The organism is Amycolatopsis taiwanensis DSM 45107, from assembly GCF_000519205.1.
Lineage (GTDB): Bacteria > Actinomycetota > Actinomycetes > Mycobacteriales > Pseudonocardiaceae > Amycolatopsis_E > Amycolatopsis_E taiwanensis.
In genome coordinates this window covers 115146-128094 of record NZ_JAFB01000027.1, presented here as the reverse complement: position 1 = coordinate 128094, position 12949 = coordinate 115146, and the positions used below count along the sequence as shown (strand labels likewise).

The window sequence follows — 12949 nt, the reverse complement described above, 5'->3', positions numbered from 1 at the left end:
TTCGTGACCGTCGCACCCGCCAGGCTGAGGCTCGTAGTTCCGTGAGGAGGCGCGCGATGAGCGTGGTCAGGGACTTGTCACAGGTCGGGGTGGCCGATGCCGTGTCGGCCGGTGGAAAGGGGGCCAACCTGGGGGAACTCGCGTCCGCAGGCTTCCCCGTGCCGGGCGGTTTCGTCATGCTGCGTGAGGGCTACTGGGCCGCGATGGAATCCGGCGGCGTACGCGCCGAACTCGCTCGCCTGCACGCCGAGACGCTCACCGCCGGAGCAGACCCCGAACAGCTCGCCGAGAACTGCCGTCAGATGCAGCAACTGGTCCGCAAGGTCACGATCTCACCGCAAGTGCGGGATGAGGTCCTGGGCGCCTATGCCCGGCTCGGCCCGGACGCGACGGTGGCCGTGCGGTCCTCGGCGACCGGGGAGGACAGCGCGGACGCGTCCTTCGCGGGGATGAACGCCAGCTTCACCAACACTCGTGGCAGCACGGCCGTGCTCGACCGGCTCCTCGAGTGCTGGGCGTCCGCGTTCTCACCGCGCGTGGTCGCCTATCGGGCCGAACGTGGCTTCACCGGGGAACCCGCGATCGCCGTCGTGGTGCAGCGCATGGTCGAGGCCGACCGCTCCGGCGTGATCTTCACCGCCGACCCGCGCAGCGGCGATCGCCGCACGCTCATCGTCGAGGCCGTGTTCGGGCAGGGGGAAGCACTGGTCAGCGGGGCGGTCGAACCCGACTCGTACGTGGTGTCCAAACAGGACCTCCAGGTGGCGGACGTGCGCGTGGGCCGCAAGGCGTTCAAGATCGTGCGCAGCGCCGGCGGGGATCGCCGTGAGGACCTGCCCGAACCGGCCGCGCACCGGCAGGTCCTCGACAAGGACACCGTGCTCGAACTGGCCCGGCTGGCGATCCGGGTCGAGGACCACTACGGGCACCCCCAGGACATCGAATGGGCCATCGACCCGGCGGGGACGACGTACCTGGTGCAGACCCGGCCGATCACCGCCCTGCCACCCGAGCCCGCCCGTGACGGCGAGCTACCGCTGCGCGGGCTCGCGGCCTCGCCCGGCAGCGCCAGTGGCGCGGTCCGAGTGCTGACCGCACCGGAGGAGGGCACGCGGCTGCGTGACGGCGAAATCCTGGTCGCACCGATGACCAATCCGGACTGGGTGCCGGCGATCCGGCGCGCCGCGGCACTGGTCACCGACCGTGGCGGCATGACGTGTCACGCCGCGATCGTGGCCCGGGAACTGGGCGTGCCGTGCGTGGTCGGTACCGAGAAGGCCACCACCGTACTCCACAATGGACAGAAGGTCACCGTGAACGGCACGACCGGAGAAGTCAACGCCGGCACGAGGACCACAACGACGACCACAGCGCGGACCGAACCGGCCGGAACACCAGCGAAACCCGCCGTGGAGGCGCTGGGTACGCGGCTGTATGTGAACCTCGCGATGCCCGACCAGGCCGCGCATGCCGCGTCACTGCCGGTGGACGGGGTGGGCCTGGTCCGCGCCGAGTTCATGCTGACCGAGGCGCTGGGCGGCCGTCACCCGCGGGACCTGCTGGCGCACGGCGAACAAAGTTCCTTTGTGGACAAGATGACCGAGTCCCTGCTACGGATCACCGAGCCCTTCGCGCCACGGCCGGTCATCTACCGCACCACCGATCTGCGCAGCAACGAGTTCCGCGGACTCGCCGGCGGAGCGGAGTACGAGCCCGACGAGGACAACCCGATGATCGGCTACCGGGGGTGCTACCGATATGTCAAGCAGCCTGACCTGTTCGCGCTCGAACTCCAGGTGCTGGCCCGGGTCCGGGAGCAGACGCCGAACCTCCAGCTGATGATCCCGTTCGTGCGCACCCGCTGGGAGCTGGCGGAGTGCCTGCGCCTGGTGGACGCCGGCCCGCTCGGCCGGCAGCACGGAATGCACCGGTGGGTCATGGCCGAGGTGCCGTCGGTGGTGTTCTGGCTGCCCGAGTACGTCAAGCTCGGTATCGACGGGGTCTCCATCGGCAGCAACGACCTCACCCAGCTGATGCTCGGTGTGGACCGGGACTCGCGCGAGTGTGCCGAGCTGTTCGACGAGGCCGACCCCGCGGTGCTGGACGCGATCGGCGCCATCGTGGCCAAGGCACGATCGCTCGGTATCACCTCATCCCTGTGCGGGCAGGCGCCGTCGAACCGGCCCGAGTTCGCCGACCACCTGGTGCGCATGGGCATCACCTCGATCTCGGTCAACCCCGACGCCGTCGAAGCCGCCCGCGCCACGATCGCCTCCGCCGAACGCCGCCTGCTCCTGGACCAATCCACCGTGAACGCGCCGATCAGGTCGTGAGCGGCAGTCGCGGCGTCAGCGGGGAAAACGCACACTGGACATTCCGGAGGCGTAGGTCCGCATTGTCCAGATCGAACGACGGTCCGCCGTCGATCCGGAACGTCAGCGGCAACCAGTTCGGCAGGTTGACCACACAATCGTTCTCGATGTCGGCACCCGCGATTTCGGTGCTCAGGCGGTTCTACACGCCGGTGGCATAGGTGCCGGGATAGTGCGTGCCGTCGTCGGTGCACTCCGGCGCGGCCCCACGGGTGGCGACATAGCCGTTGCCGACCGTGCACAACGGCTCACGCAGCGCCTACCCGGCGGGATCGTAGCCGTGATAACCCCAGATCCAGTCGTCGTTCAGAACCGATCACCGCGACTTTCCAGCGTTGAGGTGATAAGTCCGTAGTGGCCGTCGTAGCGGCGATACAGCACCGCGCCACGGCCGCTGTCGACGTCGCGGAAAAGCAGGAACCGCGAGCCCAACCGGTTCAACCGCACCACCGCCGCGGCGGCGTTCAAAAGCGGCGCCAGCTCCGCGCTGATGGTCACCGGCAACTGGAACGTTGCGGGTTCGTGCGGACCGGGTGGAGTCACGAACACCAGCCGGTAGCCGGTCGGGCCGACTCGGTGAAGCAGCGCGTCCCGCCCGGTGCCGGCCTCGGTGAAGAGGTGAAAGTCGTAGTCGAGCAGGCCCATGTCGTGAGCGGCGTCGTCGACTGTGCAGCGGCGTAACGGGTAGGACTTGTGCCGCACGATTTCCCGCTCTTCTTCCGGACGCGGGTACCAGCAGGAAGGCTCGTCCGGGCAGGACCGGTGCGGCCAGCGGACGATGCCGGGCGAAGACCGGTTTTCCTGGCGAGCTTCCTCGCCTGAGGTGAGGTGTGCCAACACCTCCCGCAGCCGGGATTGGAGCCGGTCTATCGCCTCCCACGAGTTCCGCCCGTCCGCCTGCGCCCGCACGAGGCGGCCGGCCGCGAGCAGGTTGGCCTGCGCCACCACCGAATAGGGCAACTCGGGATCACCGTGCGGGGTCAGTCTCACCCGCACCGACCGGATCGGCAGATGCGCAGCACGCACCACCGCGCCGACCTCGTCCCGGGCGTGCTCGACCACCTCGGGCAGCACCTGCTCGTCCGCGGTCACCGCGATATCGAACGCCGTGAAGACCTGCGGCGAATTCATCGGCCTTCCTTCCCAAGGATCGATAGTCCCCGTCATCGTCATGCTTCGAAGCACCGGCGAGTAGAGCAGAAGGTCACGACCGAAGTCGGCCAACGTCACCATCGGCCGTCTCGAAGGCCGGCCTGCGCACAGTCACCATGTCAAGCCAGTTGGAACTGGCGATGAAGAATGGCCGTCTAAAGATCCGTCAAGATCACGACGGCTCGGTTGGCCGCCGCCGACGACGACGGAGTCTGGGGCACGTAATGAGCACTCCGTTGGTTGCGCAGAAGCAGGACTCGACCACCTGGCATTCGGGCATCAACAATTCCCGACGACGCCGCCGGTGTCTACGACGGGGTCCAGTCCGGATCCTGGATCGAGGGCGGGATCTCGGCCATCGGCGCCGGTATGGACCTGTTGACCATGGCGATGAACCCGGTCGGCACGCTGATCTCCTACGGGTTGAACTGGCTCATCGAACACGTCAAACCCTTGAAAGACGCCCTCGACCACCTGGCCGGCGACGCCGACCAGATCGCCGCCTACTCCCAAACCTGGAAAAACGTCGCCCAAGCGGTGCAGGGTGCGGGCAAAGAGCTGGCTGCCACGGTGGAGAAGGACACCGCCAACTGGACCGGTCCGGCCGCCGACACCTACCGCGCCAACCTCAAGAACAAAATCAACCACATCAACGCCGCCTCCACCTGCGCCGAAACCATCTCCACAGTCGTGGAGATCGTCGGCGTAATCACCGGCGCCGTCCGCGGCCTCGTCCGCGACATGGTCACCCAAGCCATCGGCGACTTCATCCAAGACGCCCGGGCCGATCGCCGAGCAGCGTGCGCACATCGCCCGTTACTTCCCTGAGTGGTCCGAGGAGCAGCGCGCAACCTTAATCAGCCGCAACAACGTCCGGCCGGAGGTGCTCGCGTGAGCCGCTACGCACGCCAGTACGAGGGCGACGTCCTCTACCGCGCCGTCGTTGTCCGTCCAAACGGGACGATCTCCTACCACGGTCCGTATGACACGGCCGCGAAGGCTCGGCGGCGCCTCACCGAGCACGTCGGCAACCCGCCGGGTCCCGGTTACGAGGACAGCCGCGTCGAGGTTGCGCGGCCGGAGTGGACGGCGGTGGACCAATGAGATACCTCATCCTCCCGCCGCCTCACTATGCACCCGGTCACGTCCGAGCCCGCCCAACGGGGCCTTGGCCAGCACTGCGTGCACCGACGACTTCACCCCCGAGCACAGCGCGACCAGCTCGCCCGGTGACGCACCAACTCCCGCAACTCCCGGGTCGCCGGCGGCTGTTGGCGTGGCCGGCCTTGGTGGCGATGAAGTCGCTTGCGGGGCCAGGTAAGCCCGTGCTCCCGGGCCCCACAGTACTCGGACTTGTCTCCATGGCGCAGTCCTGGCCCGAAACCCGGTCAGGGCATCACCGAATACGCTCCATTCATTGTTCCGGACTGCAATGCGCCGTCCGAACTCCCCCATACGATCACGAAGGCATCGGCACCCGTGTTGTTCGTCCAGACCTGCGTCATTATATCCCCAGGGCCTGCATAGACCGTGGGAGAAACGCCGAGTATCGTGCCGGAAGCGTCATCTATGTTGAAATCACCGGCTGTGACGTCGCTCGAAAGATAGACGCTAAGCCAAAGACTTTCCCCCGCCGGAACGGTGGTCGTTGCGCACTCCTGGTAGGTGAAGAACGTGACAGGAGTATTGCAGGAGTAATCCGTTGACGCGAGGGGATTGGCATGCAGTGCAATGCGAGAAGCACGCGGAGAGGAGGAGCTCGCCGGGGTGAGGTTGTGAGTAGGACCCGGCGAAGCCTGCGCAGGAACAGCGCTGAGTCCTAACAGCGCGAGCACTCCCGCGGCAACCACGGATATCAGTCGTTTGAACATGGCAACCTCTATGCAAGTCAGAGATTGATGATTCACATTTCATTTTCCTTTTGCCGAGCCTCTGCCATCGAGAGGACGGCGCCCAGCTAAATGATCGAACGCGATCAGTCCGGGCATTGAACGCCCGGCGTTTGAGTTGTGGGGCAACAACAATTCCATCGCCCCAGTGTGACGGCGCCGGACTACCCAAACCGTAGGTTCAGTTTATCTTTCCGTATAGAGGCAAAAGTCCCAAATCTTATCTTGCCGTATAGAGGCAAAAGTCCCAAGTCCGTGCCGGCCTGATCTCCTCGCATGACACCGACGGCGTCTTCCGCCGCGTGATGCGCGAGCACGGCGTCCGGCCGGTCATGCGCTGGCTCGTGTGGACCGACGTGCGGTGGGGTGCCTGTTCAACCCGGTCCGTCGCCGAGGCTGGCTCCGCGACGCCCCGGCCGTCCTCGCCATTTCCGCGCTCGCCCTGCCGGTCGTCCTACCCGCCGCCGTGTTCGCGGTGGCCGGCCGTCCCGTCTACCGCGTGGTCGAGGGCGCTGTGACCCTGTTCGAAACCGGGAGCCTGCCAAGGGTTCCGCATGGTCGACAGCGATTGCAGAGCAAACCGGCAGCTTTTGCCCATCGGCGGACAAACATCGCGGAGGGCGGTGCGCTGAGCCGGCCGGGCCGTCGGAGCCGCTAGCCTGTGCAGCCATGGCACGTACTCGGCTGTACCGCAACGGGATCCTGGAAGCGGAGAATTTCCCGCCGGCAGATGTTTCGGATTATCTCGATGACCCGGCGGCCACGGTGTGGCTGGACATGTGCTCGCCGACCGAGGACGACCTGGCCACGATCAGCGAGGAGTTGAGCCTGCACCGGTTGGCGGTGGAAGACGCCATGCACGAACATCAGCGTGCCAAGCTCGACCGCTACGACACGCATCTGTTCCTGACCGCGTACGCCGTACGCCTGAATGCCGAAACCGGTGCGCTGGTCAAACACGAGGTGGCGGCGTTCATCACCGAGCGGGCGCTGGTCACGGTGCGCAAGAACGAACGGTTCGACATCGGGGAGGTGCTGACCCGCTGGGACTCGGCGGCCGATCTGGCCAAGAGCGGGGTCGGATTCCTCGTGCATGGTCTGCTCGACTACGTGGTGGACAGTCACTTCGACGCCGTTCAGGAACTCGACGACGAGATCGAGGCGCTGGAGGACCTGATCTTCGCCGAGCGGCTCGACGACGGTGACATGCACCGCCGCTCACTCCGTCTGCGCAAGAGCCTGGTGACCCTGCGGCGGGTGGTACTGCCCATGCGGGAGGTCGTCAACGCGCTGATGCGCCGCGACTTCACCATCGTCGACAACACGCTGACGCCCTACTACCAGGACGTCTACGACCACGTCCTGCGCGCGTCGGAGTGGACGGAGTCCCTGCGGGATCTGGTCACCACCGTCCGGGAGACCCAGCTCAACCTGCAGAGCAACCGGCTCAACCTGATCATGAAGAAGGTGACCAGCTGGGCGGCCGTCATCGCGGTCCCGACCGCGATCACCGGGTTCTACGGCCAGAACGTCCCCTATCCCGGGTTCGACCAGGGCTGGGGCTTCTGGGTGTCCACGCTCGCGATCCTGGTCATCTCGGGCACCCTGTACACGGTTTTCAAACGCCGCGACTGGCTCTGACCGCCGAAAACACGCCGAACCCGGGGCCAGATCGGCGGAAACTCGCCCACGGGCATGGTGCACAGCGCATACCCGCTCCGAAGTTCATCGCCTACGGCGCAGGTCTGTAAGCGCTCTCAGCAAGGGCGCAAACAGACTCCGCCGAATAGCCCCTTTAGCCGATGCGTCGCGTCCTGAACACTGGAACGATGTCCGCGCTTTCGCCGGAACCACCCGACTACGTGGAATCCACGATCATCCGGGTCACCCGGCGCGCCGATCGGTATTTGGAGTACGTCAACGACGTACTCCGTCGGAATGCTCTGCGCGCCGAGGAAGGCGCTCTGCTCGACCGGTTCGAGCGCGAGACCGCGGTCGTCCTCGACCGCTACCACCCACCGAGTACCCGCTTGCCCAACAACCTGGTGTTCGCCCAGCTCTACGACGACCAACGGGACGCGCTCCCCGACGAACGCCGCCGAGCGACGATCGCCGCGCTGATGGCCGCCGAAGTGGAGTCGCGTGGTCCGCTCCGGCAAACCCAGGCGCAGAACGCCCAGCTCGCCGAACTGTTCAAGCGTGTCGGTACCGCGTGCGAAGCGGACGGCCTGTTGCTGCACGCCGAGCTTGCCTTCGAACGGGCCGCCGACATCTACCTTCTGCTCAACCAGCACGTCAAACGCGACCACTGCCTGTTCGCCAAGGAACGCTGCCGTCACCACGCCGCCAAACCGGGGTGGGGCCGTGCCATGGCCGCCATTTCGTCCGCGCTCTGCGGATACGGCTACCAGCCCTACCGCCTGTTGTTGTGGGTGCTGGCCCAGCTTCTCGTGTTCTGCGTCGCCATCGCGCTGGTCGCACGCCAACCCGTCAGCGACAGCATCTACACGTCCTTCGCCAACTATCTCAACCCGCTCGGCACCGGTGACACCGCCACCTGGCCAGGTGCGGCGCGGGTGCTGCTGGTGATCGAAAGTTACACCGGATACCTGTCGTTGAGCGTGTTCTTCGCGCTGCTGGTGCGGCGCTGGTTCCGGACCTGAACCGCTACCAGTCGGCGGTTTCCCGCCGGCGGGCCTGTTCGAGCGCCTTCAACGTCCGCAGCGCGACCAGATCGCGGATCTGGGCCACCTGCGCGCCCCACTGCCGGCTGAATCCGGGTTGCCGTTCCAGCTTGTCCCACAGCGTCTGCATCACCGGATGGACATGCGCGCCCGGCATCCACAGATGTACCAACCGTTCCACGGCCGCGGCCAGCATGTCGGTACGAGCGTCGTCGACGCGTGCGGCCTGCTCGATGGTGCTGCCGAGCGTGGTCAGCAGCCAGTCGTGCAACGCGACGTCCTCGCAGAACCGCTGCGCCAGGCCGAGTTGGTCCGCCGTGACCACCAGCTCGATCGTCCGCGACACCTCGTCTTCCACGTGCAGGCGCACCATTGGTTCGGTCTGGCCGTCCTCTGCGGACATCGCGGTCCAGCGCACGCAGGTGGGACGGGCACGGATCGCGGTCGTGTGATCAAGCTGTGGCCGCATCTGCACGACGTCCAGGAGATACTCGCTGATCGCCCCGAGATCGAGCACTCCGCCGGCATTCCCGGCCCGGTGGCCGAGCGCGAGTTGTTCGGTGCCCGCCTTGCCGATCACTTCGACGGTGCCGACCCGGCGCGCATAGTGCGACCAGCCCTGCCGGGTGTCGGAAGTGGCCCGGGCCAGCCAGGCACGCGCCGAGGCCTGCAGGACCACCCCACCGGTGACCATCGCATGCGAAAGAACCGTGCCGATGCCACGGGCCTTGGCGGACGGTTCGCTCGCCAGCCGGCAGTCGACACCGACGGCCAGCTCCGGGGACACCGAAAGATTGACCGGACGATCGGTGACCCGCACCCGCTTGCCGGGCTTGAGCGCGAGCAGCTCACCGACGACCGCTTTCGGCAACGGCCGTGAATTGTGCAGGAGGCAGGTACGGATCTCGCCGAGAATGACCATTCAGCGATCACCGTCGAAGAACACGTGGGAGATCCGGTCGGTGACCTTCGCCGGCACGGTCAGGCCGACCTCGCCGCCCCGCTCGATCACCTGGCGGACGACGGCCTCGTCCAGTTCGAGATGCTTGAGAATCACGTCAACCGCGTGCTCGATCTGCAGGTAGGTCTTCGGCAGGATCGAGACCGACCGAAACGCCGCGAACGGCGTCGCACGCGGATTGAGTTGGATCACCGGCGGCAGGTCGTGCCAGTTCTCCGGCCACGGCACGTCCGCGTCCCACCGCTGTGGTTGGGCCACCGGCTCGCCGTAATTGCGCAGCATGCCGAGCCGGAGCAATTGCCACACCGAGGCGAGGAATGGACAGGACCACTGTCGCCAGGTGGTCAGCGTGCCACCGACGACCTCCTGCTTTTCCTTCCACAACTCGACGTCGAGGAAGATCGAATGGTTGCGCTTGCCGAACTCCTCGGGTGGCCGCCACGGCCCGACCTGCATGGCCTGGTCCGAATCGGCAGGGTAGGACCGTTCGCCGTTGCACAACCAGCCGCTGGTCGCCAGCGGCGGCCGGCCGCCGTCGGTGCCGGGCGGTGGCTCCGGCAACAGCATGGCCGCGGTGAGTTCGGCGACGTTGACGTCGCCGGCGACGCAGCACGCGGCTTCCCGTGCCAGGTAGTCGATGGTGATCCCGGACTGCTTCGCGATCTCGACGAGATTCTCGATGACTTCCCGGGGATCGGTGTCGTTGCGGAAATAGTCGTCGATCAGGAAGCAGGTGCTGACCCTGGGCCGCTCGGTCCCGATCGCACGTACCTCGGCCGACACCGCCGCCGTCGCCGCGGCGACCCAGGGCGCCACCTGCTCGAACTGGGTGCGGATCCGGGCCTCGCCGCGGCGGATGTCCTCCATGTAGAGGTGGCCGACCTCAATGGACAGGTGGGACAGCGCAACGCGCTTGACCTTGTCCTGTTCGGTCGCTTCGGTGTAGACGGCGGAGTCCAGTGCGCTCATAGTCCTTCCCACACAACGGGGTTCATCAGACGTTTGGCCAGATCACGGAAGGCCTCGATGGTACGAGGGTTCGCGATCTCCTTCGAGACGTCGACGTCCGAGATCACCTGTTCGCGCCATTGCAGGACCGGCTCCATCGGCGTTTCACCGAGCAGCGCGCTGTTGCCGGCCTTGTGCCGTTCGGCGAGCTTCTTCAGCTCACCATTGCACGTGCTCAACCAACTGGCCTGCGCCGTGGTGGTGGTGCCCGGGTCGACGTCGAGGTCGGGCACGGCGGTGCGCACGAACCGGATCGAGTTGAGCAGCGGATCGCGCGCATGTCCCGCGCCCTCCCCCACCTCGAGCAGACCTCGATCGCCGTAGACCAGTCCGGCCGCGGCCACGATGTGCTGCCGGGTCCACCGGTGGAACACCAGCCAGCGGGCGGTGATGGAGCTCAGCGCGGACAGCGCGGTCGCCCTGAGCGCCATCTGCACCGCATGCGACCGGCCGGCGCTCAGGTCGACGACGCAGATCTCGAACTCCCGGTCCAGCTTGCTGAACAGATCCGCGCAGCGCTTCACCCGGTCCGGTTGACTGGAGAATTCGGCGCCGCCCTGATCGCCGGGGAACAACACCAACCGCCCGGCCTTGGACTGGCGCGAGCGCAGGTCCTGCCGGTCGGACACCCGCCAGATGTCGACCTGGTTGGGCGCGGTCGTCCGCCCCTCGATGTAGGAGTGCAGCCCCAGGCCCTTGTTACGGGCGATTCCCCGGTCCAGGTTGGGAATCTCGAAGATCGCGCCGGCGGTGGGCGAGCCGAAGTCGAAGTCCAGATACGCGACGTCGCGCTCCTGCGCCAGGTGATAGGCGAGATTGCACCCGGTGACCGAGCGGCCGGTGCCGCCCTTGTCGGAAACCGCGAAAACCAGCATGGTCAGAAGCTCCTGGACGCGTCGTCGTGCCCGATGGCGATCTGGTCGAGTTTGAGCAGCGCGTCCACGGTCAGCGCGTTGGCCGTGCCCGGCCGGTCGTTGACCACGTTCCTCGCCCGGACGAGCTTCGCCTCGATCTCGCCGAGCTTGCTGCGGACCGCGGCGGTCGCGTCGGCACTGAGCAACTCCTGGTTCAGCAGATGTTCGGCCTCGTTGAGCAGGTCGTGGGTCCGGACGATCACCGCCGCGCTGCGCAGCGGCTGTTCGGCGAACATGCGAGCCGCCGCCACCAGCGCTTCGATCACTCGTTCGGTGAGGTACCAGGACGGGGCTTCCTCGGGTTTGCGTTCGTCGTACGGGAACAGGACCTCGCTGGGATCATCCCACAACCCCGTCGCCGGCCCCTGGCGGATCTGGCGCCTGGCCAGATGCTCCATGGTCGTCTCGGCGAGCCGCAGAAGCCGGTTGCGTGCCGTCACGTTGCCTGAGAGCCGGGCCGCCTGCAGCGTCCGCTTCAGCAACAATGGCGCGAAATCCGCCACCGACCAGTACAGCTGAGGACCGATCGTTTCGGTGCCGCCCAACCGCATCTGGACACCGGGCACATGCATTTGCACGTTGGGGTCCGTCGTCATCACCCGGCGGGTGATCCGGCCGCGCTCCGCCAGCGATTCGAACACCGACACGGCCCGGTTCAGGTCGTCGTCGGTGGCCTGCCGGTCCTGCAGATCCTGCACCAGCACCGCGGACACCAGCAGACTGAAGTAGTCGGACTCCTCACCGTCGGACGTGCGCCAGGGAACGTCCTCCAGCGGCCACTGCTGGTCACCGAACCGCGCGATGGTGGACCAGTAGCGCTGGGTCAGGGTCCACCGGATCCGGAGTGCTTCGGCCAGCCGCACCTGGGCGTCGTTGAGCAACCCGAGTTCGGCGGTACGGGCGGACAACAGGTCGTTGATGCCGTCCAGCGCGACCACGGTCGAGTACAGGTAGGGCCGGGCGTCGGCGATACCGTCCTGGTCGCAGATCCGTGGTTTCACGTCCAGGCCGGCTTCGTCGAGGTTGATTTCGACCGGCTTGGCGTTGTGGGCGATTCCCCAGCTCCAGCCGCACTCGAACACCAGGTTGTCATTGTCCAGGTCGACCGTCTCGCGGTCGATACCAATCCGCACGTCGTCCCGCAGACGGGTACGCAACCCGGCCAGCCTGGTGCGCAGCTCCTCCAGCACGATGTGTTCGGGCGCGCCGGTCTGGTTCACCGTGCTGATCATGGCGCGGGCGACTTCGCTGTCCGGCTCGGCGGCCTGCACCGTGAAGCTCCGCAACAGGCCGATCATGGCCGAGGTCAGCCGCTTGCCGATCGATGCCTGGAGGTCCTTCACCCGGCTCTTGAGGTCCGCCCGGCGAACCGACTGGTCGAAAACGCTCAGGAAGCCCAGCGCCGCAAGGCACAGGGTCACCGACATCGAGTACGAGTCGACGATGCCGAGCTTCCGCTGGTCCGCACTGAGCTCAGGTGGGCCGTCTTCCGGGACCGGGCCGGCGCCGTGGGTGCGCAGATAGCTCCCGCCACCGAATTCCGGCTCGCCGTCCTCGTCGGTGTACCGGGCGACATAGTCGGCGATCACGTCGATCACGACCTGTGGGATGCGGATCGGATCGCCTAAATCCTTGAGGGTGTTCTGCACGTCGGAGGCCATCGCGTCCGGCCGGTCGAGCGCGAGGCTGCTCAGCTCGGTCGCCGGGTAGAGCAGGCAGAGCAGTTGCTCGGCGTCGCCGACCGAATTGGGTTCTGCCCGGCCGTTCCATTCCCACTTGCGGTTGGGGTATGCGGTGGCCGTCAAGGCCCGCCACACATCGAGGAGCTGCTGCCTCGGTTGAAGTCTCACTCTCGCCACCTCAGAAAACCCGGTACCGAGCGCACGCCGCGCTGGTGACCGTTGCGTCGACGCCAGGACCCTACACGGCCTTTCGCGGCGCGACGAAAGGCAGCGTGGATATATCAGTA

General features: G+C 66.7%; 11 protein-coding genes and 1 pseudogene. 5 read left to right on the top strand and 7 right to left on the bottom strand.

Annotated features, from left to right (window positions below; all coding sequences use genetic code 11):
- Positions 1-56: 56 nt before the first annotated feature.
- Complete coding sequence (gene ppsA / locus A3CU_RS0121970) at positions 57-2333, top strand: phosphoenolpyruvate synthase (RefSeq protein ID WP_027944118.1); 2277 nt, start codon at positions 57-59, stop codon at positions 2331-2333.
- Here ppsA and A3CU_RS51285 read toward each other — a convergent pair.
- Together A3CU_RS51285 and A3CU_RS0121955 are read right to left on the bottom strand one after the other, a co-directional pair.
- Positions 2323-2616, bottom strand: a pseudogene (locus tag A3CU_RS51285) (hypothetical protein). The gene ppsA and the pseudogene A3CU_RS51285 overlap by 11 nt on opposite strands.
- A 62-nt stretch (positions 2617-2678) precedes the next feature.
- Positions 2679-3503, bottom strand: coding sequence for a sigma 54 modulation/S30EA ribosomal C-terminal domain-containing protein (locus A3CU_RS0121955; RefSeq protein ID WP_027944117.1), 825 nt, complete (start codon positions 3501-3503; stop codon positions 2679-2681).
- A gap of 405 nt (positions 3504-3908) precedes the next feature.
- Here A3CU_RS0121955 and A3CU_RS46030 point away from each other — a divergent pair, with 405 nt between their 5' ends.
- Positions 3909-4352, top strand: coding sequence for a WXG100 family type VII secretion target (locus tag A3CU_RS46030; RefSeq protein ID WP_245617251.1), 444 nt, complete (start codon positions 3909-3911; stop codon positions 4350-4352).
- 63 nt (positions 4353-4415) lie between these two features.
- Positions 4416-4628, top strand: coding sequence for a hypothetical protein (locus A3CU_RS0121945; RefSeq protein WP_027944115.1), 213 nt, complete (start codon positions 4416-4418; stop codon positions 4626-4628).
- 284 nt (positions 4629-4912) lie between these two features.
- On the opposite strand, the gene A3CU_RS52610 is transcribed toward A3CU_RS0121945, so the two are convergent.
- Positions 4913-5395 (bottom strand): hypothetical protein, encoded by a 483-nt coding sequence (locus tag A3CU_RS52610; protein ID WP_156960486.1) that lies wholly within the window; start codon positions 5393-5395, stop codon positions 4913-4915.
- A 687-nt stretch (positions 5396-6082) separates the two neighbouring features.
- Between A3CU_RS52610 and A3CU_RS0121935 the strand changes: the two genes are divergently transcribed.
- Both A3CU_RS0121935 and A3CU_RS0121930 read left to right on the top strand, forming a co-directional pair.
- Positions 6083-7054: a magnesium transporter CorA family protein gene (locus A3CU_RS0121935; protein WP_156960485.1), complete on the top strand. Its 972-nt coding sequence runs from the start codon at positions 6083-6085 to the stop codon at positions 7052-7054.
- A 188-nt stretch (positions 7055-7242) separates the two neighbouring features.
- Entirely contained in the window at positions 7243-8076 is an 834-nt protein-coding gene (locus tag A3CU_RS0121930) for a hypothetical protein (protein ID WP_027944112.1), read from the top strand.
- A gap of 4 nt (positions 8077-8080) precedes the next feature.
- On the opposite strand, the gene A3CU_RS46025 is transcribed toward A3CU_RS0121930, so the two are convergent.
- From A3CU_RS46025 to A3CU_RS0121910, 4 genes are read right to left on the bottom strand one after another with little or no spacing between them, the layout of a single operon-like run.
- Positions 8081-9019 (bottom strand): SCO2521 family protein, encoded by a 939-nt coding sequence (locus A3CU_RS46025; RefSeq protein WP_052371973.1) that lies wholly within the window; start codon positions 9017-9019, stop codon positions 8081-8083.
- The gene (locus tag A3CU_RS0121920; RefSeq protein WP_027944111.1) at positions 9020-10027 is read right to left on the bottom strand and encodes an SCO2522 family protein; all 1008 of its coding nucleotides are present in this window, start codon (positions 10025-10027) and stop codon (positions 9020-9022) included.
- Positions 10024-10941 carry an SCO2523 family variant P-loop protein gene (locus A3CU_RS0121915; protein ID WP_027944110.1) on the bottom strand — a complete coding sequence of 306 codons (918 nt, stop codon included), beginning with the start codon at positions 10939-10941 and terminating at the stop codon, positions 10024-10026. Before A3CU_RS0121915 ends, A3CU_RS0121920 begins: the two co-directional genes overlap by 4 nt.
- Positions 10942-10943: 2 nt before the next feature.
- A complete protein-coding gene (locus A3CU_RS0121910; protein ID WP_027944109.1) occupies positions 10944-12830 on the bottom strand; it encodes an SCO2524 family protein in 1887 nt (628 codons plus the stop codon).
- Between the last annotated feature and the right edge of the window lie 119 nt (positions 12831-12949).